This is a genomic window from Pseudomonas sp. VE 267-6A (genome assembly GCF_024126555.1).
Taxonomy (GTDB): Bacteria; Pseudomonadota; Gammaproteobacteria; order Pseudomonadales; family Pseudomonadaceae; genus Aquipseudomonas; species Aquipseudomonas palmensis.
Window position 1 is genome coordinate 102,517 of sequence record NZ_JAMYBY010000005.1, and the last position, 22,130, is coordinate 124,646.

Here is a 22,130-nt window from a genome sequence, read left to right on the forward strand (position 1 = left end):
AAGAATTGCGGTGCGCTCCATTCAACCCCGGCTGGCGTGTCTCAGGTAACTGGCAAAAATACTAGTTGGCAAAGCCACCCTGCAGGTGCTCGGCACGAAATTCCAGGGTTTGCGGGCGGTAGCCTGAGCGCAGGGGGGGCAGGGGCAGGCAGTCGTGCCAGCTGGCCTCGGGCTGCAGGTCGCCGGGGCCGCGGTAGCGCGGTGCGGCGTAGGTGTTCTCGGCCAGGTTGACGGTGTCGCCGGGGGCGTAGGCGGCCACGCGCCAGCGCAGCTCGACCAGCGGCACGCGGTTGGCGTTCTTTATCTGTACGCGCAGCGGCCGGTCGGCCGGGCAGGCGTCGGGGGCGTAGTCCAGGCGCAGTTCCAGGCGGGCCAGCTGGCTGGCCTCGCGGTTGTCCAGCCACACCACCCACAGGCCCACCAGGCCCAGGCCGAGCAGCGCGGCCATGGAGATCGGCAAGGCCTTGGCCGGGTAGCGCAGCAGCAGGACCAGCCAGGTGAGGATGAGCAGGATACCGATGAACATGGAGGGCGCCTTGGGTGCGGATGAAGGATCATCCTACCCTGATAAAAGCATCGCGGGTCAAGCCCGCTCCCACAGGTTCGATGGCGACCGTTGTGGGAGCGGGCTTGACCCGCGAAAGGGCCTTCCGGGCTTCAGATCACTGCGCGATGGTCTTGATCGACACCCCGCGCTCCACTGGCGTGGAGCGCCCGTAGATGTCTTCGAAACGCTCGATGTCGTCCTCGCCCAGGTAGCTGCCCGACTGCACCTCGATGATCTCCAGAGGGATCTTGCCCGGGTTGCGCAGGCGGTGCACCGAGGCGATCGGGATGTACGTGGACTGGTTCTCGCACAGCAGGAACACGTTCTCGTCGCACGTCACCTCGGCCGTGCCCGACACCACGATCCAGTGCTCGGCACGGTGGTGGTGCATCTGCAGCGACAGGCTGGCGCCGGGTTTTACCGTGATGTGCTTGACCTGGAAGCGCCCGCCCATGTCCACCGAGTCATACGAGCCCCACGGGCGGTACACCTCGCAGTGGTTCTGGGTTTCGTTGCGGCCCTGGGCGTCCAGGGTGTTGACCATCTGTTTGACCCCCTGAACCTTGTCCTTGTGCGCGATCATCATGGCGTCCTTGGTCTCGACCACCACGATGTTCTCCAGGCCGATCACCGATACCAGCTTGCCGTTGCCGTGGATCATGCAGTTGTGGCTGTCCTGCACCACCACGTCGCCCTTGGTCACGTTGCCGTTGGTGTCCTTCTCGTGCACGTCCCACAGCGACGACCAGCAGCCCACGTCGCTCCAGCCCGCACTCAGCGGCACCACGCAGGCGCGCTGGGTCTTTTCCATCACCGCGTAGTCGATGGAGTTGTCCGGGCAGCAGGCGAAGGTGGCCTCGTCGATGCTGATGCTGTCGCCGTCTTCCAGGCTGCGCTCCAGGGTCAGCAGGCAGGTGTCGTAGATGTCGGGGTCGTGCTTTTTCAGCTCTTCGAGGAAGCGGCTGGCGCGGAACAGGAACATGCCGCTGTTCCAGTAGTAGCCGCCGCTCTTGACGAACTCGGTGGCGCGTTTTTCGTCCGGTTTTTCAACGAACTGTGCCACGCGGCTGATGCCTTCGGGCAGCAGGGCGTCCTGGCTCGACTTGATGTAGCCGTAGCCGGTTTCCGGCTTGGTCGCCGGCACTCCGAACAGCACCATTTCGCCGCGTTCGGCGGCCACCGTGGCCAGGGCCAGGGCGCGTTGCAGGGCCTTCTGGTCGTCCAGCACGTGGTCGGCCGGCAGCACCAGCATCAGCTCGTCGCGGCCTTCGTTGACCAGTTTCATGGCCGTGAGCGCCACGGCCGGCGCGGTGTTGCGCCCGAACGGCTCCATCAGGATCGCCTGGGTGTCCAGGTTCAGGTTGGCCAATTGCTCGTTGACGATGAAGCGGTGGTCCTTGTTGCACACCACGATGGGCGCGTCCATGCCGTCGAACACCAGGCGCGACAGGGTTTGCTGGAACAGCGTGTGTTCACCGGTCAGGGCCAGGAACTGCTTGGGGAATTGCTTACGCGACAGGGGCCACAGACGCGAGCCGCTACCACCGGACAGGATGACTGGAATCATGGGTAATCTCCGAACGTTGAAAGGGGCAGTTGATTAACGGGTGGACACAGGGCGCTTGACCCAGACCGGCGACAGGTTGCTGCCACTGCCGGTCACATACAGCACGGCCGCTTCGCCACGTTCGAGCGCAACGGGCTTGAGGTCGCTGACTTTCTTGTCGCCTTCATACAGCGCCAGGCTGACCTTGACCGGGTTGATCTCGCGCTCGCCGCGCGCCTTGGCCGCCACCGGCTTGACCACTTCGGTCTTGCCATCGGCGGTCTTCAGGGTCAGGGCCTGGTCGCTCAGGTTCTGCACGCGTACCAGGGATTTCTGCTTGTTCTTGAACGGTGGTTCCTCGACCAGTTGCGGCTGGCCGCTGCCGTGGTTGACCAGGGTGTAGTAGTGATCGCCCGCCAGCTTGACCGGTACGGTCTGGCTGCCGACCTTGGCGCTGTAGTCGCCCTGGGGCATGAAGCTGAAATCGCTGCTGCCCTGGGCGGCCACTTCGCTGATCTGGGTGTTGCCGACACTGGCGGCCACCGGCTGGTTGCCGGCGTTGTACAGGCGCACGAAGGTCGAGCCCTTGGGCGCGCTGGGGCCATACAGTGCGGCGTCGGCGCCGGCCCAGGCCTGCAGCGAGAGCAGGCTCATGCCGGCGGTCAGGGCGAATGCTTTGGCAATGCGGTGCTTGGTGGTCATGTGCAGTTCCTCTCAGTGTTGCGTCCGATTGGACGACAGGGCCATGTCTTGATTGGCGGTACGGGTTTGCTTCAGCTGGGCGATCCACTGCGGATCGAAGGCGCTGAGGTCGTTTTTCATTGGCAGATAACGTTCCGGGAACTCCCATACCAGCACCTGTGGGGCGCTGGTCTTGAAGGCGTCGGTCTGCAGGTACTTGAGCATCGGCAGCAGCGGGCCATGGCCGTCCTCGGCGTAATTGACCACGTCGCTGCGCAGCGCCTGCTGCAACGCACCGAGGAAGTTCCAGTGCGGGTTGGCGCTGTAGCTGGTGCCGATCAGCGCCACGGGGATCTCGTTGTCGGCAAACAGCGCGTCGTCGCTGTCGGCCTGGTCCTGGGCCCGGGCAGGGCGGGTGGTGCGTTGCTGCAGGCTGTCCGGGGCCGGCAGCAGGTGGCTGAACAACGGGTCCAGCGGCAGGAAGTTGGTGAGGTCGCCCTTGTACGGTGTGGCGGCTTTGGCTTCGGTGACGAACTGCTGCGGCGTGCCGCTGAGCAGGGTCTGGCGGGCCACGGCTTCGGCCAGGTGGCGTGCCACCACCTCGGCGCCCAGTGGTGTCCAGTGGGTGTCGGTGCGCAGGAACACCTGGCCCTGGGCCTTGGCCGCCTGCAGCGGGCCGAGCAGGTCCGGGGCGAACACGCCGGCCTGACGCGCCTTGGCATGGAACTGGTTGTACAGGTCGGCATGCAGGCTGGCGGGCGTCTGCTCACCGATGTACTCCGGGTACAGGCGGGCCTTGGCCGGGATGATCGCCAGCACCAGTTGCACACCGTGTTGTTTGAGGGTGTCGCGCACGCCGCGGATCAGTGCGAGGTTCTCGGCCTCGAACTGTTCGCTGCCGGCCACCGGCTTGAACTCTTCATCGCTGAACAGCCATTGCTCGCGGCCCAGCACCACACCCGGGCGGCCTTCGTTGAACAGTTTGAAGTCCAGCGCCGCCCAGAGGTTGGTGCCCAGGCGCTTGATCGGGAACTGCGCGTCGTAGTGGGTTTCGGCGGCCTTGGCCAGCTTGCCGTCGAGCAGGGACATCTGCGCGGTACGCTGGAAACTGCCCAGGCCCCCCAGCGACCAGATGCCCAGGCCCAGCAGCAGGGCCATGAACAGCACGGCGTAGAGTTTGCGTAATGATCGGGTCATGGTCGGCTCGCTCAGAACTGGAAGTAGAGGAACGGCGAGTAGCTTTGCGCCGAGAGTTTGAGGATCGAGGCCACGAACAGCAGCAGCACCAGCGCGCGGGTCATGTACAGGCCCCAGTCCAGGCTCACGCTGCCGTCGCCATGCACGGCCACCGGGCTGGCCTTGGCCGTGGGCTTGGCGTTGCGGTAGAAGTCGCGCAGGCCGAAGAACGCCAGGCTCAGGTAGGCGATCACCAGGGTGGCCACTTGCAGGCCGGTGAGGCTGGCGCGGTTGAGCTCCGACAGCTGCCATTCACCGAAGCTGAACATGGCGCCGTACATGCGCCCGGCCACGTGCAGGTTTTCGGCGCGGAAGATCACCCAGCCCATCACCACCAGCAGGAAGGTGAAGGCCCACTTGACCGGGTTGAAGCGCTGCGGGTTGGTGTCCAGGCCCAGTGCGCGCTCGATCGCCAGCCACATGCCGTGCCAGGCGCCCCAGATGATGTAGGTGAAGTTGGCGCCGTGCCACAGGCCGCCCAGCAGCATGGTCAGGAACAGGTTGCGGTAGGTGGCGAAGGTGCCGCCGCGGTTGCCGCCCAGGGTGATGTACAGGTAGTCGCGCAGCCAGGTGGACAGGCTGATGTGCCAGCGCCGCCAGAACTCGGTGATCGACTGGCTGATGTACGGCTGCTTGAAGTTCTCCATGAAGCGAAAGCCCATCATCAGGCCCAGGCCGATGGCCATGTCGCTGTAGCCGGAGAAGTCGAAGTACAGCTGCGCGGTGTAGGCCAGTGCGCCCAGCCAGGCGTCGCCGGTGGTCGGGTTCTGCAGGGCGAAGCAGTGGTCGGCGACCACCGCCAGGGTGTCGGCGATGAATACCTTCTTGATGAAGCCCTGCATGAACCGCGTGCACCCTTCGGAGAACTTGTCCAGGGTGTGGGTGCGGTGGTTGAACTGGTCGGCCAGGTCGCGAAAGCGCAGCACGGGGCCGGCGATCAGGTGCGGGAAGATCGCCACGAACGCGGCGAAGTCGATCAGGTTGCGGGTGGCCGGGGTGTCGCCGCGGTACACGTCGATGATGTAGCTGATCGACTCGAAGATGTAGAACGAGATGCCGATGGGCAACAGGATGTGGGTGAGGATGAACGGCTCCAGGCCGTACGAGGTCATGATCGCGTTGATGCTGTCGACGCCGAAGTTGGCGTACTTGAAGTAGCCCAGGATACCCAGGTCGACCACCACCCCCAGCAGCAGCCAGCGCTGGGCCGGCTTGGTGCGCACGCCGGCGGCGCCCACCTTGAGGCCGATCCAGTAGTTCCACAGGGTGACCGCGGCGAACAGCGCCAGGAAGTCCACCCGCCACCAGGCGTAGAACACGTAGCTGGCCAGCAGCAGCAGGGCGTTGCGGTAGCGTTGCCCGCTCAGGTAGTACAGGCCGAGAAAGATCGGCAGGAACAGGAACAGGAACACATTGGACGAGAACACCATCCCGATCTCTCCTTGTCGTTATCCACAATCGGGGCAGCAGCCCCCCAAACCCCCCGCTGAAATTGCGGGGGAACCAGATCAAAAGCATCGCGGGTCAAGCCCGCTCCCACAGGGATTGCGGTCGTTGCTACTTCTTCTGTTCTGCCTGCGGGTCGTAGACGCGCGTCAGGTCGCCGCCCAGGCGGAAACTCTTGAACGGCTGCATCGCGTGCTTGCGCTTGAGCGCATCGGCGTCGCACTGGTACAGGCTGCACCACGGCTCAAGCCAGGCGTATTTGCTGTCGATCTTCAGATCGTCCATGTCCTGCTTCTGGCCATTGCGCGCCTTGAACGCACTCGGGTCTCTGGCCCCGGACAACACCCGCTCGCCCAGGCGCTTGAGCGCGCCGTTGTTTTCCGGGCGCAGGTCCACGCCGTTGGCCTGGGCGAAGCTGGCGATCATCGATAGCGGCGGCAGTGCGTAGTTGTGGTACGCCAGGGCGCGCTGCTTGCGCTTCATCTCGTTGGGCAGAAAGCCCTGCGCATCGACCTGGTTGGCACCCACGCGGTACTCCTTCACGGCCCAGTCGAACAGGTCGCGGCGATCGGTCGCCACCGCCGTGGCCATCACCGACCAGGCGGCCCAGTACGAGTGGTTGTTGATCTTTTCCAGCGGCAGGTCGCTCCAGTCCTTGACCGTCTGCTCGGCCAGGCGCGCGAACCATTTCTCGATCTGTTCGGCCTGGGCCTGGTGCGCCGCCAGTGGCTGTGCGTTGGAGAACTTCAGGCGCAGGTATGCCGAGCTCAGGCTGCCCAGCGCCCATTTGCGCATCGACTTGCCGGTGTGGTTGTAGTCGGTGGACATCAGCGCATCGGCCTGCGCCCAGGTGCCCAGCCACTGCAGGGTGCAGTCCAGCTGCTGCGGGCGGCCGTCGCGCATGTACTGCATCACCTGCTTGCTGACCCCGCGCTCCAGCGTGGTGATGCTGGCGGTGGAATCGCGAAAGGCCTGTTCGGATGCCTTGTTCAGCGTCGCGCGGGCCTTGTCCGAGCCTTCGTACTTGCTGCGAAACTGCAGCGCGCCGGTGTAGGGCTTGGGCACGGCCTCACAGGTGAAGTCGTTGGGGCTGGTCTTGGGTTTCTCGATGCCGGCGTAGTAGCCCTGCGGCGGGACCAGCCCGCCGGCCTGCACCGCCGGGCCGAACAGGGCCAGGGCGAGCAGGGCGGGGGTGGCAAGGGTGCGGATGGATGTCATGTGCGCCTCACAGGCCGGCCTGGGCAGCATGCTGCCCGGCGCCGGCGATCGGGTTGCGTGTACACAGCCTGGCCTGGACCTTCTGGCTGCCGCTTTCGGGACCCTGCACTTCCACCGCGAGCAAGGTCTGGTTGGCCCAGTCCTCGTCCTCGCGCAGTTGGAAGGCGAAGCGTCCGTCGGTGTCGGAGGTTTCGGGTTTTTCGATCTTCAGGTCCTCGTGACGACCATTGAGGTACCACAGGGTGGCCTGCAAGGTCTTGACCGACTTGTCTTCGAACTGGATGTCCAGTTGATGACGGCCGTTGACCAGGTTCTTGATCACGCCGTTCTTGCCATTGACCAGCAGCTCGTTGGTGCCCGGCTTGAGCGAGGTGCTGACGCTCATCTGCGCAGGCTTGCCTTCGCAGCCGTTGTCGAGCAGGGCGAGCATCTGGCGCCAGATGGTTTCCTGGTCCAGGCGGTACAGCGGCGAGAACTCCCACACCAGGATCTTGGGCGGGTTGTTCTGGAACTCCTCGCTGCCCAGGTACTGGATCATCGAACCTTCCAGGCCGCCACCGGGGAACGCGACGTTGAGCACGTCGGCGCCGATGTACTGCTGCAGAAAACCCGAGAAGTTGTAGTTCTTGCCGCTGTGGCTGGTGCCCACCAGGGTGATCTGCGGGTTGCCCGAGTCGCCGAACAGGTCGTCGCCGCCACTCTCGCCCTTGGGCTCGGTGACGAACTGGTCCATGTACTGCACCGCGTAGCTGGTGCCGCACAGTTGGCCGGCGACGTTGTGCAGGGTGCCGGTCTTGCCCATGCGGCCGGACGTGTGGCTTTCGAATTCACGCCGCGGGATGTCGGCGAAGGCCGGCATGCTGTGCACGGTGTCGGCCACGATTTTTGCCGCACGCTCGGCGCCATAGGGCGTCCAGTGCTGGTCGCCGCGGAAGTAGAAGTCCTTGCCCTGCTGCGCGGCCGGCAACTGTTCGTTGGTCAGCGGCGACAGGTCGGGCACGTTGTAGCCCATTTGGGCGAAGCGCTTGAGCATGGCCTGGTAGTTGCGCAGGGCCTTCTCGTAGTTGAACGCGGCCTTGTCGGCCGGGTTGAGCATGTTGCGGTTCACCAGGCCACGGGTGGGCTGGTACACCACCACCAGTTCCACGCCGCGCGCCTTGAACGCATCGTGCACCTGCTGCAGGCGTTTGTAGCCGGCCGGGGTGGTGCTGAATTCGGTGCGCAGGTCTTCGCGGGTACGGAACAGCCAGTCGCCCTGGGCTTGCACCAGGGTGGTGAAGTTCTGCTGGTAGCGGGTGGTGTAGCGGCTGGCATCGTGGGCTTCGGGGCACAGTTGGCAGCACGGCTGGGCGGTGAAGCTGGGCGCCTGCACCTCGTCGGCACGCACGCCGTTGCTGATCGCCAGCAGCGCCGCACTCAGGCCAAGCAGTTTCATCAGGTGTGGGGTCATGTCAGGTTTCCTCAATCCGCCATGTCGGTCTGGCGTTCGACCGGGTCGATCAGTACGGCTTTGCCCTGGCGTACCATCAGGTCGAGAATCTCGTCCTGGCGATCGCCCAGCACCCCGGAGAAACTGATGCCGCTGGACTTGCTCGGGGCCAGCATCGACACCCGGTACAGCTCCACGCTCAGGGGCGAGTCGATCGACAGCGGGCCGCTGCCGTTGGCCGCCAGCTCACCGCCCACCACGATCAGCGACACCTTGGTGTCGAACGGGTCCAGGTCGATGTCGCGGTCGGTATCGGACAGGTCCTTGATGTGCCCGTACACACCCACCAGGCCGTTGGCCATGGCGAGGTTTTCGTACAGGCGGATGTTCACGCTGTTGCGCACGCGGATGCCGTGGCGACGGTTGCTGATGACCTTGTTGCCCCAGATCAGGTTGTCGCCGCTTTCGTACAGGGTGATGCCGTCGGTGTGGTTGCGGTAGATCTCGTTGTAGGCGATCAGGTTGTTGACGCTGTTGCGGTCGATCACCACGCCCGAGAGCTTGTTGTCGTAGCTCTTGTTGTTGATGATCCAGCTGTCGTTGACCTCGCGCGAGACGATGATGCCGTGCTTCTTCTTGGTGCCATGCACGGTGTTGCCGGCGATGATCAGGCGGTGCGAACGGTCGTGGGGGTCGATGCCGTACACGATGTTGTCGCGGTAGGTGTTGTCCTTGACCACGAAGTCGCTGGTCTCGTAGCAGTAGAAGCCGTACCACATGTCGCTGAACTCGGAGCCGATGATCCAGCCGGTGGGTTCGGGGCGGCCCATCTGCTTGGCCATGTTGGGCGTGTACTGCGAAATGCTCACGCCGTAGGACTTGCTCTGGGCATAGCCGAAGCTGGCCATGCGGGTGTTGACGATGTAGGTCTCGGTGCCGCCCCACGAGAGCAGGAACGGGCGAAATTCCTTGGGTGTGCGGAAGGTCGCCGGGCCGTTGTCCTTTTCGCGCCAGCCGGTGACGCGGGTGTCGCTGACGAACAGCTTGCCGTCGTTGACGATGAACGCACCGCCTTCCTGGGACAGGCGCAGTTCCTTGACCTTGGCATCGATCTCGAGCACGCCCTTTTGCCCCACCACGATCGGCAGGCGCGACAGGTATACCCCCGGCGCGGTTTCACGCAGGTACTGGGCCGGCACGTGCTTGCTCAGCTCGGTGAAGTCGACATGCCCGTCATCGACGAAGATCGCCTGCGGGATGCCGTGCTGGCGGGCTACCCATTCGGCCATCTTGTTGTCGCCGCCGATGAACTCCTTGAGGGCGTCTTCCTGCAGCATGCGGCGTACCGTGACCTTGCCCTTGCGTGCACGCTGGATCTTGGCCTGCACCGCTTCGGCGGTGTAGCCGCTGAGGTCGGGCAGGGTCGGCGCCGGGATCTGCAACGGCTCGATCGGCGCGCTGCTGACGGTGTAGGTCTTGGCGTGCTGCAGCTCTTTGGCCGGGCTGGCCACGGGCAGGCCGTTGGCCAGGGCGATGCTGCTGGCCAGCAGCAGGCTGCCGGCGATCAGCGTGTTGAGCGGGTAAAGGTTCATGTCAATGCACTCCAGGCATCAGAAACGCCAGATCACGTCGATGAAGGCGCGGTGCATGTACGAGTCCGCTTCCTTGCCATAGGCGTCGCCTGGCTTGAACACCCCACCGCGAAAGCGCACCAGTGCCGACGGTTCGTCGATCGACTGGCTCAGCGCGGCCGGCAGCAGGCCCTGCTTGAAGTACTTGGTGACCACCAGGTCCATCTCCTGGCCGAGGTCTTTTTCGCCCTGGATCAGCGGGCGGTTGATGCCGTCATCATCGACCACGGCGTTGATGCCGCTGCTGCCGATGTTCTGCTTGCCGTCGACGCGCCAGAACTTGTGGTACACCAGGCTTGCGTCGTAGTCGTCGCGCAGTTGCCAGGAGGTGAACAGGGTGGCGGCCTGCAGGTTGCCCAGCTCGCCACGGAAGGCCTCGCCGAAGCGGTGTACACGCGAGCGGGTGCCGGTGAAGTTGGAGCGGTTGCTCTCAAGGCCCGTCTGTTCGAAGTTGCCCGAGCCGTCGCTGCCACCGCCGCCGCTGCCGCGGGCATAGGCCGCGCCGACCTGCCAGTTGGGGTCCAGGCGCAGGCGGATGCCCAGGTCGGTGGCCCAGGCGTTGACATCGCCGCTCTGCTTTTGCGTGGCCAGCTGGTCGCCGTTGGCCAGGGTGGTGGCGCTCAGGCGATCACGGTCGCCGGTGAGCCAGGTGACGCTGCCCCAGTAGTTGACGGTGTTCTGGTTGCGCCAGTTGTAGGCGTCGCTGTTGGCCTCAAGGCCCAGCCAGGTGAGGTCGCCGTTGCGGGTCTTGTCCAGCGGGTCGAGGGTCTCGCCCGGGTTCTTCAGCTTGCCGTCGTCGTGGGTGTGGTGCGCGCGCAGGCCGACCCAGTGGCCGGGGGTCCATTGCGCGGCCACGTCGCCGTAGACGTGCAGGCGGTCCTTGTCTTCGGGGGCCAGGTCGGTGAGGTCGGTGCGGTACTCGCTGAAACGCTGGGCCACGCCGGCGTTGGCGCGCAGCAGGGTGGTGTCGAAGGTCCAGTTCAGCGCCTCGATGTTGGTGTCGCGCCACATGCCGTCGTCGCTGCGCAGGCGCTGGCGGCCCAGGCGCAGTTGCTCGCCGGGGTAGGCGGTCAGGCCGCTGTAGCCGACCCAGAACTCGCGCATGGCCAGGTAGCTCTTGTCCTGCTCGCGGCCGCTGGCGCGGCGGGTTTCGACCTGGCTGTCGTCGTCGGCCTGGCGCAGGGTGTCGGTGTCGATGGTGTCGGTGGCGGTGACCGCCTGGCCCATGGCGTAGGCGCTCCAGTTGCCGCGCTCGCCATACACCCAGGGGCGCAGGTCCAGGCCCAGGCCGTTGACGTCGCCGCCGGAGCGGGTGCCCAGGTCGCGGTCATCCTCGGACTGGCCGGTGACTTTCACTTCCAGGCCGAAGTTCTTCTCGGCGGTCATCGCGGCCAGGGTCGGGCACGACCAGAGCAGGGCACAGCCCAGGCCCAGGCCGGCCTTCATCCACGGGTTGAGTGTCATAGGGATTCCTCGCCGTCTTGTTCGGTGGTGTCCTGCAGGGCCTGCATGGCCTGGGCGCCGGGGCCCTGACCCATGGCGCCACGGGCCTGGCGCTCCTGTTGCAACAGGCGCTGGGCCTGGGCCTTCTGCGGGGCGGATAGCTGCTGGTCGAGCTCGCCGGCCATTGCCGTCGATTGCTCGCTGGGGTTGGCCTGCGCCAGTTGCGCGAACACCCAGGCGTTGACCAGGTCCTGGCGAATGCCGCGACCTTCGCTGAACAGCTGGGCCAGCGCGTAGTCGGCGCTGAGCTGGCCGCCACGGGCGGCGCGCAGCAGGTGATCGACGGCTTTCTGCGGTTCGACCTGGCCCAGATAGCCACGGCGGTAGAGCTGGCCGAGGTAGTAGTGGGCGCTGATTTCGCCGGCATCGGCGGCGGACTGCAGGTGCGTCTCGGCTTTTTTCGCGTCGGCCGGCACGGCCTTGCCTTCGTAGTAGAGGCGGCCCAGCAGCAGCTCGGCGCGCGGTTGTGCGGCCTCGCGGCCCTTGTCGATGTAGGCCAGCAACTGGTCGCTGTCGCCCAGCTCGGGGAAGCTGTAGAGCAGTTGCGCCAGGCTGACCCAGGACGCGGGGTTGCTCGGTGCGACCTGTTCGAGCAGGGCCTGGGCGGTTTTCTCGTCGGTCTGGCCCAGGCTGGGGTCGGCCAGTACGCGGGCCACGCTGTCGACCCGGCTGGCCGGTACCGCACCGCGGGCATAGGCGGCCTTGAGCTGGTCGATCAGCGCGGCCTGTTGTTCGGGCTGGGCACGCTTCTGGTACACGCTGGCCAGTTCCACATAGCAGATGTCGGTGCTGGCCAGTGCGGCCTTGCAGATACGTTCCACCTCGTCCAGGTGCTGGTCGTAGGTGTTCTGGGTACGGTACAGCAGCACCTGGGCCAGGCCCGCCTCGGGGTAGCCGGCGGCGCGCCATTGGTCGATCTGCTGCTGGGCATCGACGTCGGGGAAACTCTGCGGGTATTGCAGGTAGAGCATGGCCAGCGGGATCAGGGTGTTGCTTTCGCCGGCGGCGAAGGCCTGCTTGAGCAGGCCCTGGGCCTCGTGGCGCTCGGCCTCGCTGCTGTCGGGCTTGGCCACCAGCAGACGGCCGAGGCGGGCCTGGGCGCGGGGCGAGGTGCGGGCGGCGGCGCGGTAGGTGGCCTCGGCCTGCCTGAGCTTGGCCGGGTCACCGGTTTCGACCTGGATATCGGCCAGGCCTACCTGGGCCTCGCTGTAGCCCAGGTCGGCGAGTTGCTGGTAGTTGCGCTCGGCCAGGGCGGTGTCGCCGCGCTTGAGGGCTTCGTTGGCCAGGCGCTGGTCGGGCAGGCCGGCGCAACCGGCCAGGCTGACGGCCAGGGCCAGTGCACCCATCGGTAGGAGCCGGCCTTGCCGGCGAAGGGGGCTGCACGATTCGCCGGCAAGGCCGGCTCCTACAGGGATCGCGGTGTGTTGGGTAGTCACCGGCATGTCCTCTTCAAAGCCCACGGGCCACGGCCTTGTCGATCAGCCAGTCCATCGACGGGCCCCGGTCGCTGTTGACCGACACCGGGCGCCCGGCCAGCTCGCTGGGCATCGGCGCATCCGGCTTGATCTGCACGCGAATGTCCGAAGACAGGTCGTCGCTGTTCTGGCTGGTGCTGCTGACGATGCGACCCTGGCGCACGTCGTCTTCGCCGGCCACCTGGAAGTTGACGCGGGTGCCGGGCTGCACTTCGTCGAACTGGCGGTAGCTGAAACGGGCCTCGATGATCGGGTTGGTGGTGCGCGGGATCAGCTGGAAGATCACTGCGCCCTTGCTCGCGTATTGCCCGTCATCCACCAGTTGCCTGGCCACCACGCAGTCGCACGGGCTGGTGAGGGTGCCGCTGAGCTGCTTGCCGAACAGTTCCTCGACCCGCGCCGGCTCCAGTTGCTGGTCGTCCAGGTGGCCCTTGAGCAGGTCGAGCATGCTGGTGTTGAACGAGGCCAGCGGCGCGCCCTTGACCACCGGGCCGTCCGCCTTCACCAGGCTCTGCACGGTGCCGTCGCGCGGCATGGTGACGTTGGTGGTGGGGACGCTGACCACCCCGGCCTCGGCATGGCTGACGAAGTACAGGCCGTACACCGACTTGGCGATGAAGCCGAACGCGGCCACGCCAACCACGAACACGCCGAGGCTGAAGGTGACCGCACGCAGGCGGCCGAAGGCGCTCAGGCCGCCGCCGGTGTCCTTCTGCTTGCGCGCCTTGGTGAAGTTGTCGCGTTGCAGGGTGCTGAGCACGTCGCCGATGCTGATCAGCTCGCCCGACAGGTGCGAGGTGATGATGTGGCGCAGGGTGGCGATGTCGCGCTGTTCCAGGTTCTGGAACTGCACGCCGGTACGACCGTCGGCGACGTTGTGCGAGCGCACCTGGAACTCGATGTCGATGGCCAGGCCCAGGTTGTCGACCACGAACTGCAGGCGGCCGCGCACCACTTCGCCGACCTTCAGCGGGTGGCGGGTGTAGAAGCTCAGGCCACCGGCCGAGAGGTCCTCGACCTTGACTTCGAGGGTCTCGCGGTTGGCCCCCAGGTAGCGCAGCTTGGCGGGGATCTTTACCCGGGCGTGCTGACGCTGGGCTTCGGACTCATGCACGACATTGGCATTCACGGCGGTATTCATGGCGATATGTTCCTGTTTATTCCGTAGGGCGGCGGCTCACACGACCATGAACAGCACAGCGACGAAGATGCTGGCTGCCGAGAAGGTCATGGTCCGCGAAGACCAGGTGTTGAACCATTGTTGAAAGCTCGCGAGGTCGCGTTTGAGCGCAGTGGGCTGGCGGGTCCAGGACTGCTTGTCGAGGCGGAAGAACACGTAGATCTTCATGATTGCGCCGACGATCTGGTTGTAATAGAGAATCAGCGGGTAGGCCGGGCCGATGGCATGCCCCGAGCACATCAGCATCAGGGTCAGGATCAGGCGGGTGATGCCGATCCACAGCAGGTACACCAGCAGGAAGGCAGGGCCGAACTTGAGGCTGGCGATCAGCGCCACGGTGAGCCCGAGCAGGCTGGTCCACATCGACACGCGCTGGTCGAACAGCACCACGCTGGTGAACAGGCCGAGGCGGCGAACGCCCAGGCCCAGGGCTCGGGAGTTCTGGCGCAGGTTGTTGCCGTACCAGCGGTACATCAGCTTGCGGCTGGCCTTGATGAAGCTCTTTTCCGGCGGGTGCTCGACCGTGTTGATCGCCGCATCCGGCACGTAGAACGTGTCGTAGCCCAGGCGCATGAGGCTGAACCAGCTGGACTTGTCGTCGCCGGTGAGGAACTTGAAGCGGCCCAGGCGCCAGTGCTGCAGCGAGTCGTTCTCGACGTCCTTGATGAACTCGGGGTTGGTCACCACGGCGGCGCGGAACACCGACATGCGCCCGGTCATGGTCAGCACGCGCTTGGACAGGGCCATCGAGCACATGTTGATGTGGCGCTGGGCAAAGCGCAGCTTGTGCCACTCGCTCATGATGTAGCCGCCGCGCACTTCGCAGAATTCGTTGGTGGTCAGGCCACCGACATTCGGGTAGAGCTTGAACCAGGGCACGGTCTTGGCTACCACGCCTTCGCCGAGCACGGTGTCGCCGTCGATCACCGCGACCACTGCGTTCTCGTCGGGCAGGTGGCGCGAGATGGCGCGAAAGCCGTAGGCCAGGCCGTCACGCTTGCCGGTGCCGGCGATGCGCACGAAGTCCAGGGCCACGCGGTCGGGCGGGTTGAACTTGGCCCACAGGCTTTTCACCAGCAGTTCGTCGCTCATTTCCACCAGCGAGCAGACCACGGTGGTGGGGTAGCCGCAGTCGATTGCCTCGCGGATCACCGAGCTGTACACCTGCGCGGTGGTCAGGGCGTCGATGCGAAAGCTGGTGACCATCAGGTACACGTGCGACGGGTCGGCCGCGCTGCCCAGTTTGCGCACCTTGCGTCGCAGCATCGGGTAGACGATGTAGAGGAACAGCATGCCCCGCACGAAGTGCGTGGCACCCATGGAATAACGCCAGATTCCGACAGCGCCGATGAGGAAGATGAAGTCCTTGGAGTCGGGGTCGAAAACGGTCTTGGGCAAGGCCAGGGCGATCAGCATGAGCAGGCTCACGTAGAACAGCCATCCGGCGACCTGTAGCAGGCCGTGCTTGAGCCTTTGCATGGTGTGCATCCGTAGCGAATGAATGGGAAGGAACTGCACGGGGCTGGGGCGACCCCGTGCAGTGGCTGCTGTTACCAGCAGATGCCTTCGGTGCGGCTGGTGGGGCAGGTCGGCTTGCCCATGAAGCCGACCAGGTCGATGACCTGCTTGCCGGCCGGGGCCTGTTGCGCCAGCGCACGGAACTTCTCGTCGCGGTTACCCAGCACGATCACGTCGGCGTGGTTGACCACCTGCTCGAAGTCGGCGTTGAGCAGAGACGAGACGTGGGGGATCTTCGACTCGATGTAGTCCTTGTTGGCGCCGTGCACGCGGGCGTACTCGACGTTGCTGTCGTAGATGTTGAGCTCGTAGCCCTTGCCGATCAGGCGTTCGGCCAGTTCCACCAGCGGGCTCTCGCGCAGGTCGTCGGTGCCGGCCTTGAAGCTCAGGCCCAGCAGGGCAACCTTGCGCTTGTCGTGGCTTTCGATGATGTCGAAGGCGTTCTGCACCTGGGACTCGTTGCTGGTCATCAGCGAGTTGAGCAGCGGCGCCTTCACGTCCAGGCTGCCGGCGCGGTAGGTGAGGGCGCGCACGTCCTTGGGCAGGCACGAGCCGCCGAAGGCGAAGCCTGGGCGCATGTAGTACTGCGACAGGTTCAGGGCCTTGTCCTGGCACACCACTTCCATCACTTCGCGGCCATCGACGCCGCAGGCCTTGGCGATGTTGCCGATCTCGTTGGCGAAGGTGACCTTGGTGGCGTGCCACACGTTGCAGGTGTACTTGATCATCTCGGCCACTTCGATGTCCTTGCGGATGATCGGGGCGTCGAGCTCTTCGTAGAGGGCCTGCAGCACGTCGCCGCTGGCGCGGTCGAGTTCGCCGATGACAGTCATGGGCGGCTGGTCGTAGTCCTTGATCGCGGTGCTTTCTCGCAGGAACTCGGGGTTGACCGCCACGCCGAAGTCGACGCCGGCCTTCTTGCCCGAGCAGTCTTCGAGAATCGGGATCACCACGTTCTTGACGGTGCCCGGCAGTACGGTGCTGCGCACCACGATGGTGTGGCGGCTGCTCTTGTCGCGCAGTACCAGACCGATTTCGCGGCACACCGACTCGATGTATTCCAGGCCCAGGTCGCCGTTCTTCTTGCTCGGCGTACCGACGCAGATCATCGACACGTCGCTGTCGCGAATGGCCTGGGCAAAATCGGTGGTGCCCCGCAGGCGCTGGTTGGCAATGCCTTGCTGCAACAGGGCTTCGAGGCCCGGTTCCACGATGGGGGATTTGCCCTGGTTGATCAGGTCGATCTTGGTCGCCGATACATCCACGCCGATCACTTCATGGCCCCGGGCGGACAGGCAGCCCGCACAGACCGCACCTACATAACCCAAACCAAAGATGCTAATACGCATCGCATTCACCTCATGTGTTTATCATGTCGGCGCACAACTAAGCGCCAGACCGGGTTGGTTGACCAGCAAATTCAGGGTGCACGGAAGTGTCACGGTTAAACCGCTAACTGCCGGCAGGCAAATTAAATTGGAGTGCGAAAAATAAAAGGCACTCAAGTTGGCGGCTAATGGCCATTTACATTAGGGGGTGAGCCCTGGACGGTATCCGTCTTTATTGCAGTACCCACTGCGCGTACTGCTGTGCTTGTTATTTCAAGTGGATTAAATCCTTTGAAATCAACCACTAGGACGATTTTTAAGGGTGCTCTCTCCTGGCTTGGACGCGTAATCTTGTCGAACAATTGCGCGGACAAAAAAGTGCTTTCAAAACTTCCTGATACTGTCCATTTGTCATGTACGTCATCTCTCACACCCATCACGAGATAATCCGTACCGGTGGTATGAGCGAGCCTCAAGGGGATAAGTTCCAGGCTCGCCCGAGTCGCCGTGAAGGATTTTTTAATATTTCAACAGTTGACGATACTTTCACTTTGATAGCACACGGCAGTTTCGTCCCGTGTCTGTAGGGCAAACTTGCAAGGGGATGTTTTTATGCCAGCATGAAAAAAAATTTCAGGATATTTCGTCAGAAAACTACGAACGGTCTTATGACGTTTGGCGATAGGGCTAGAGGGGGTGGTTTTTTGGCGCCACGGGATTGGCGACTGGCGGGCTGTGAGGACGCCATCGCGAGTCAAGCCCGCGCCCGCAAGGATTCAGGTGATCCCGGGGGGAGCGGGGTGACCCGCGATGCTTTCTACTCGGCCGGGTGGTCGCGCAGGAACACCAGGTTGTCCGGTTTGGACTGCTCGGCACTGTAGTAGTAGCCCTGCACGTCGAACTGCTTGAGCCGCTCGGGGTCGTTGATGCGCTCCTGGGTCACGAACCGGGTCATCATGCCCCGCGCCTTCTTGGCATAGAAGCTGATGATCTTGTACTGGCCATTCTTGAAGTCGCGAAACTCGGTGTTGATCACCCGCGCCTTCAACGCGCTGCGCTTGACCGCCGAGAAGTACTCGTTGCTGGCCAGGTTCAGCAGCAGGTCGTCGCCTTGTTCGGCCAGCGCCTGGTTCAGCCACTCGCTGATGCGCGTGCCCCAGAAGGCGTAGAGGTCCTTGCCGCGGGCGTTGGCCAGCTTGGTGCCCATCTCCAGCCGGTAGGGCTGCATCAGGTCCAGCGGACGCAGCAGGCCGTACAGCCCCGACAGCATGCGCAGGTGCTGCTGGGCATAGGTGAAGTCGTCTTCGCTCAGGCTCTGTGCATCCAGGCCGGTGTACACGTCGCCCTTGAACGCCAGCAGCGCCTGCTTGGCGTTGGCCGGGGTGAAGTTCGGGGTCCAGCTGCCGAAGCGCGCGGCATTGAGGCCGGCCAGCTTGTCCGAGAGGTGCATCAGGTCGCTGATCTGCTGCGGCGAAAGTTCGCGCAGTTGCAGGATCAGTTCCTGGGAGTCGTCCAGGTATTGCGGCAGGGTGTGCCGCTGGGTAACGGGCGGGGTGTCGTAATCGAGGGTCTTGGCGGGTGAGATCACCGTCAGCATGAGGTCGGCTCCTTGAATCGTGGCGTCGATTCTACGGGCGGGGGGCGCCGATCTCCAGCTATCGCGCCAATAGCCAAGACCCTGGCGGCGCTTGGCGCTATAGTGCGCGGCGAGAAAATGGAGAGTGTGATCGTGCGCATAGCCCTTCTTTTACTGGCCGGCCTGCTGAGCACGCTGGTGCACGCTGCCCCGGTCGAGCTGGCCCGGTTCGACCGCAGCGTGTGGCCCGAACAACTCGACACCCCGGCCCTGTTCGATGTGGCCTCGCGTGCCGAAATCCTCAGCTTTGCCCGCGTGCTGTATGACAGCGAGGCCCTGAGCGAGGCGCAGCTGGCCGAGCGCCTGAACCTTCGCCAGGTCAACCTGGTGACGCTGAATGCCTTGCGTCAGCGCCTGTGGCAGCGGCTGTGGCGCAACTATGACCTGGCCCAGCAGAGCTGCGAGCAGGACGCCTCGTTCTGCTACGCCATCGACAGCCTGCCGGACCTGCGCCAGCAGGCGGGCAAGTTCAGTGTTGCAGACGATTCGTTCTACGCCGGTTGGGCGCAGCCAAGCCGGCGTTTTCACGAGTACTACCTGAACGAGCAATTGCGCAAGGCGGCGCTGTTTACCCAGACCTCCAGCGAGGTGGAGCGGTTTTCCGACCAGGAGCGCGATGGCCAGGCACTCAACGACCGGCTGTTCGTGCTCAGCTTCGATGGCGGCCCGGGGCCGGCTACCGAGGCGCTGACCGACTACCTGCGTCGGCAGAAGCTTGGCGGACTGTTCTTCGTGGTGGGCAAGAACCTGCAGGCGCGCCGCGACCAGACCTCGGCCGCGGCGCTGCAGCAACTGTATGCCGGGCAGTGCGTGGGGCTGCAGGGCTGGCAGTACAGCTCGCATGCGCAGTGGACCGGCTGGCAGGACTCGGTGGTCTCCAGCCGGGCACTGGTGCAGAGCAGCCTGCCCGAGGCATTCGTGCCGCTGTTTCGCCCGCCCTACGGGCAGCGCCGCGCCGACAGTGCGGCGTTTTTTGCCGGCCAGCAGCTGCAGGTGATGTTGTGGGATATCGACGCCCAGGACCAGGCCGGGTTGAATGCCGAGCAGTCGGCGCAGCGGGTGCTGAGCCTGATGCTGCTGTGGCGCCGCGGGGTGATCCAGTTTCATGACGGCCAGCCCAGGGCCCAGGCGGCGATCGACTGGTTGCTGCAGCACACGGCCCAGAGCGGGATTGGCTGGGGCAACTGCAGGGAATTTGCCGAAACCCCGTAATCGCTGGGCGCGGCGGCACCCGGCGGAAAAATCGCCAGGCGTTCATCGGGGTTTGATCATTAACTGTAGTGGTGCTTGCGGCTCACGCCAAGGGCTTGACCGCACAACGAAAAATAAACTTCAAAAAAACGTAAAAACGCTTTTTATCGTCACGGGTTTTGCGGTATCAAGAAGTCAGACCGCCGAACCCTGCAGCACAGGTGGCGTACTAATGGCCCCTCCTTTGTTCGCAGCTTCCCTACCGTAACGACGCGGCCAGGGGGAGACCGGCGGTCACTTCGCGGCGCAGCACCGCCCAGGTATTGCGTCGTCTGGCCCCTACAAAGGTGACCGAGTATGGATGATCAAGGACGTAACGTTTCTTCCAACCAGCCAATCCTTTACGTGCTCGATACCAATGTTCTGATTCACGATCCGAACGCCTTGCTGAATTTCGAGGAACACCACGTCGCGCTGCCGATGACCGTGCTCGAGGAGCTCGACAAACTCAAGACCGGCAAACACACGATCGCCGCCGAATGCCGCCAGGCCATTCGTCTGATCGACCAGACCCTGGGCGATGCCACGCCCGAGGATGTCGAGCAGGGCGTACCGATCCAGCGCGGCAAGAGCGGCCCCAAGGGCTTCCTGTCGATCCTGATGACCCCACGCGCCGAACCCAACCGGCTGCTGCCAGAACACCTCAACGACAACATCATCATCAACCAGTTGCTCGAGCTGCGTAGCCGGCGCAAGGAACTGGACGTGGTGCTGGTGACCAAAGACATCAACATGCGCCTCAAGGCCCGCGCCTGCGGTATCGCCGCCGAGGACTACAGTACCGATCAGCTGGTCGACGACGTTTCGTTGCTGCCCAAGGGCTACCATTCGGTCAGCGGCTCGTTCTGGGACCGCGTCAACAAGGTCGAGACCCGCCAGGAGCGCGGGCGCACCTGGCACCGCGTGCAGCTGGCCGACAACCTGCCGGCGGTTCACATCAACGAGTTCATCATCGACGAGCAGGGCTTCGTCGGCTGGGTCAAGGGCATCCGTGACAGCGAGTTGCTGCTGCTCGACCTGCATCAGGAGCCACTGCTGCACCAGGAAGCTTGGGGCCTGAAACCGCGTGACATCCATCAGGGCCTGGCGCTGTTCGCCCTGCTCGACCCCGACATCCACCTGGTCAACCTCACCGGTGCCGCAGGTTCGGGCAAGACCATCCTGGCACTGGCCGCAGCCATCGAGCAGACGATGGTCAGCAAGCGCTATCGGCGCATCATCGCCACCCGCAGCGTGCAGGGGCTGGACCAGGAAATCGGCTTCCTGCCGGGCACCGAAGCGGAAAAAATGGAGCCCTGGCTGGGGGCGATCACCGACAACCTCGAAGCCTTGCACATGGACGACGAAAACACCCATGGCAGCGTCGAGTACATCCTCGAGCGCGTGCCGTTGCAGTTCAAGTCGCTCAACTACATTCGCGGTCGCAGCTTCCAGCAGAGCCTGATCCTGATCGACGAATGCCAGAACCTCACCCCGCACCAGATGAAGACCATCATCACCCGTGCCGGGGCCGGTTCCAAGGTGATCTGCCTGGGCAACCTGGCGCAGATCGACACCCCTTACCTGTCCGCCACCAGCTCGGGCCTGACCTACCTGACCGAGCGCTTCAAGGACTTCCCCAACGGCGTGCACATCACCCTGCAGGGCGTGCCGCGTTCGGTCCTGGCCGAATACGCCGAATCCCACCTGTAACCCCTGCCACCGGGCGGCCTTGCGCCGCCCGGTTTTTTCCGCTGCCTAATGTTGACCCCTGGGTTTACAATCGGTGCTCCTGATCAGGAGTAACCCTGTGCTGACTCATCTCGATTCCCAAGGTCGGGCCAACATGGTCGACGTCACCGACAAAGCCGTCACCTCGCGCGAGGCGGTGGCCGAAGCGCGGGTGCGCATGCTCCCGCAAACCTTGCAGATGATCGTGGCTGGCGGCCACCCCAAGGGCGACGTGTTTGCCGTGGCGCGCATTGCCGGCATCCAGGCGGCAAAGAAGACCAGCGATCTGATCCCGCTGTGCCACCCGTTGATGCTCACCAGCGTCAAGCTCGAGCTGGTTGGCGAAGGCGACGACACGGTGCATATCGTGGCGCGCTGCAAGCTGGCCGGGCAGACCGGCGTCGAGATGGAGGCCCTGACGGCCGCCAGTGTGGCGGCGCTGACTATCTACGACATGTGCAAGGCGGTGGACCGGGGCATGACCATCCACAGCGTGCGTGTGCTGGAAAAACTGGGCGGCAAGAGCGGGCACTACCAGGTGGAGGCGCCATGAACATCGACGTGGTGTATTTCGCGCGGTATCGCGAGGCGCTGGACAGCGACGGCGAACGCCTCGACGGGCCGTTCGACAGCGTCGACGATGTGCGCAAGGCCCTGCTGGCACGCGGGGAGGGGTACGCGATGCTGGGCGAGCAGAACCTGATGTGCGCGCGCAACCAGGAGTTGTGCAGGCTCGAGGAGCCGGTGGCCGACGGCGACGAAGTGGCGTTCTTTCCGCCCGTGACCGGGGGCTGA

General features: G+C 64.4%; 18 protein-coding genes. 4 read left to right on the plus strand and 14 right to left on the minus strand.

The genetic code is table 11. The features are described 5' to 3' along the window. Positions 1-61: 61 nt before the first annotated feature. The 14 genes from NJH59_RS07140 to yaaA form a co-directional block, all read right to left on the minus strand. Positions 62-526: a hypothetical protein gene (locus NJH59_RS07140; protein WP_043860996.1), complete on the minus strand. Its 465-nt coding sequence runs from the start codon at positions 524-526 to the stop codon at positions 62-64. A gap of 136 nt (positions 527-662) precedes the next feature. Beyond that, complete coding sequence (locus tag NJH59_RS07145) at positions 663-2,114, minus strand: mannose-1-phosphate guanylyltransferase/mannose-6-phosphate isomerase (protein WP_043860997.1); 1,452 nt, start codon at positions 2,112-2,114, stop codon at positions 663-665. A gap of 33 nt (positions 2,115-2,147) precedes the next feature. After that, positions 2,148-2,795, minus strand: a complete 648-nt coding sequence (locus NJH59_RS07150) for an alginate O-acetyltransferase AlgF (RefSeq protein WP_043860998.1) — start codon at positions 2,793-2,795, stop codon at positions 2,148-2,150. 12 nt (positions 2,796-2,807) lie between these two features. Then, positions 2,808-3,971, minus strand: coding sequence for an alginate O-acetyltransferase (locus NJH59_RS07155; RefSeq protein WP_054914853.1), 1,164 nt, complete (start codon positions 3,969-3,971; stop codon positions 2,808-2,810). An 11-nt stretch (positions 3,972-3,982) separates the two neighbouring features. Further along, on the minus strand, positions 3,983-5,440 hold the full coding sequence (locus NJH59_RS07160) for an MBOAT family protein (protein WP_054914852.1): 1,458 nt from the start codon (positions 5,438-5,440) through the stop codon (positions 3,983-3,985). Positions 5,441-5,567: 127 nt separating this feature from the next. Further along, positions 5,568-6,674, minus strand: a complete 1,107-nt coding sequence (locus NJH59_RS07165; protein ID WP_058541092.1) for a mannuronate-specific alginate lyase — start codon at positions 6,672-6,674, stop codon at positions 5,568-5,570. 7 nt (positions 6,675-6,681) lie between these two features. Then, positions 6,682-8,124 carry an alginate O-acetyltransferase gene (locus NJH59_RS07170; RefSeq protein WP_213606258.1) on the minus strand — a complete coding sequence of 481 codons (1,443 nt, stop codon included), beginning with the start codon at positions 8,122-8,124 and terminating at the stop codon, positions 6,682-6,684. 11 nt (positions 8,125-8,135) lie between these two features. Continuing rightward, positions 8,136-9,695, minus strand: coding sequence for a mannuronan 5-epimerase AlgG (gene algG / locus NJH59_RS07175; RefSeq protein ID WP_043861002.1), 1,560 nt, complete (start codon positions 9,693-9,695; stop codon positions 8,136-8,138). 18 nt (positions 9,696-9,713) lie between these two features. Beyond that, complete coding sequence (locus NJH59_RS07180; RefSeq protein ID WP_058540863.1) at positions 9,714-11,198, minus strand: alginate export family protein; 1,485 nt, start codon at positions 11,196-11,198, stop codon at positions 9,714-9,716. Then, positions 11,195-12,583: an alginate biosynthesis TPR repeat lipoprotein AlgK gene (algK, locus tag NJH59_RS07185; RefSeq protein WP_253086585.1), complete on the minus strand. Its 1,389-nt coding sequence runs from the start codon at positions 12,581-12,583 to the stop codon at positions 11,195-11,197. Before algK ends, NJH59_RS07180 begins: the two co-directional genes overlap by 4 nt. Positions 12,584-12,686: 103 nt before the next feature. After that, positions 12,687-13,853: an alginate biosynthesis protein Alg44 gene (locus tag NJH59_RS07190; RefSeq protein ID WP_043861005.1), complete on the minus strand. Its 1,167-nt coding sequence runs from the start codon at positions 13,851-13,853 to the stop codon at positions 12,687-12,689. Between the two features lie 36 nt (positions 13,854-13,889). Then, positions 13,890-15,371, minus strand: coding sequence for a mannuronan synthase (alg8, locus tag NJH59_RS07195; RefSeq protein ID WP_043861006.1), 1,482 nt, complete (start codon positions 15,369-15,371; stop codon positions 13,890-13,892). Positions 15,372-15,442: 71 nt separating this feature from the next. Further along, positions 15,443-16,759, minus strand: a complete 1,317-nt coding sequence (locus NJH59_RS07200) for a nucleotide sugar dehydrogenase (RefSeq protein WP_104571967.1) — start codon at positions 16,757-16,759, stop codon at positions 15,443-15,445. A 796-nt stretch (positions 16,760-17,555) separates the two neighbouring features. Next, a complete protein-coding gene (gene yaaA / locus NJH59_RS07205) occupies positions 17,556-18,335 on the minus strand; it encodes a peroxide stress protein YaaA (RefSeq protein ID WP_100633490.1) in 780 nt (259 codons plus the stop codon). Between the two features lie 132 nt (positions 18,336-18,467). Here yaaA and NJH59_RS07210 point away from each other — a divergent pair, with 132 nt between their 5' ends. The 4 genes from NJH59_RS07210 (at position 18,468) to NJH59_RS07225 (ending at position 22,130) form a co-directional block, all read left to right on the plus strand. Further along, the gene (locus NJH59_RS07210) at positions 18,468-19,586 is read left to right on the plus strand and encodes a polysaccharide deacetylase family protein (protein ID WP_253086586.1); all 1,119 of its coding nucleotides are present in this window, start codon (positions 18,468-18,470) and stop codon (positions 19,584-19,586) included. Positions 19,587-19,922: 336 nt separating this feature from the next. Then, positions 19,923-21,317, plus strand: coding sequence for a PhoH family protein (locus NJH59_RS07215; RefSeq protein ID WP_043861009.1), 1,395 nt, complete (start codon positions 19,923-19,925; stop codon positions 21,315-21,317). Between the two features lie 97 nt (positions 21,318-21,414). Then, entirely contained in the window at positions 21,415-21,888 is a 474-nt protein-coding gene (gene moaC, locus NJH59_RS07220) for a cyclic pyranopterin monophosphate synthase MoaC (RefSeq protein ID WP_043861010.1), read from the plus strand. Next, positions 21,885-22,130, plus strand: a complete 246-nt coding sequence (locus NJH59_RS07225) for a MoaD/ThiS family protein (protein ID WP_253086587.1) — start codon at positions 21,885-21,887, stop codon at positions 22,128-22,130. Before moaC ends, NJH59_RS07225 begins: the two co-directional genes overlap by 4 nt.

Bases quoted from the DNA above. Each gene is read 5' to 3' on its own strand.
- NJH59_RS07140 (WP_043860996.1), bottom strand. From the start codon at position 526: ATGTTCATCGGTATCCTGCTCATCCTCACCTGGCTGGTCCTGCTGCTG.
- NJH59_RS07145 (WP_043860997.1), bottom strand. From the start codon at position 2,114: ATGATTCCAGTCATCCTGTCCGGTGGTAGCGGCTCGCGTCTGTGGCCC.
- NJH59_RS07150 (WP_043860998.1), bottom strand. From the start codon at position 2,795: ATGACCACCAAGCACCGCATTGCCAAAGCATTCGCCCTGACCGCCGGC.
- NJH59_RS07155 (WP_054914853.1), bottom strand. From the start codon at position 3,971: ATGACCCGATCATTACGCAAACTCTACGCCGTGCTGTTCATGGCCCTG.
- NJH59_RS07160 (WP_054914852.1), bottom strand. From the start codon at position 5,440: ATGGTGTTCTCGTCCAATGTGTTCCTGTTCCTGTTCCTGCCGATCTTT.
- NJH59_RS07165 (WP_058541092.1), bottom strand. From the start codon at position 6,674: ATGACATCCATCCGCACCCTTGCCACCCCCGCCCTGCTCGCCCTGGCC.
- NJH59_RS07170 (WP_213606258.1), bottom strand. From the start codon at position 8,124: ATGACCCCACACCTGATGAAACTGCTTGGCCTGAGTGCGGCGCTGCTG.
- algG (WP_043861002.1), bottom strand. From the start codon at position 9,695: ATGAACCTTTACCCGCTCAACACGCTGATCGCCGGCAGCCTGCTGCTG.
- NJH59_RS07180 (WP_058540863.1), bottom strand. From the start codon at position 11,198: ATGACACTCAACCCGTGGATGAAGGCCGGCCTGGGCCTGGGCTGTGCC.
- algK (WP_253086585.1), bottom strand. From the start codon at position 12,583: ATGGGTGCACTGGCCCTGGCCGTCAGCCTGGCCGGTTGCGCCGGCCTG.
- NJH59_RS07190 (WP_043861005.1), bottom strand. From the start codon at position 13,853: ATGAATACCGCCGTGAATGCCAATGTCGTGCATGAGTCCGAAGCCCAG.
- alg8 (WP_043861006.1), bottom strand. From the start codon at position 15,371: ATGCAAAGGCTCAAGCACGGCCTGCTACAGGTCGCCGGATGGCTGTTC.
- NJH59_RS07200 (WP_104571967.1), bottom strand. From the start codon at position 16,759: ATGCGTATTAGCATCTTTGGTTTGGGTTATGTAGGTGCGGTCTGTGCG.
- yaaA (WP_100633490.1), bottom strand. From the start codon at position 18,335: ATGCTGACGGTGATCTCACCCGCCAAGACCCTCGATTACGACACCCCG.
- NJH59_RS07215 (WP_043861009.1), top strand. From the start codon at position 19,923: ATGGATGATCAAGGACGTAACGTTTCTTCCAACCAGCCAATCCTTTAC.
- NJH59_RS07225 (WP_253086587.1), top strand. From the start codon at position 21,885: ATGAACATCGACGTGGTGTATTTCGCGCGGTATCGCGAGGCGCTGGAC.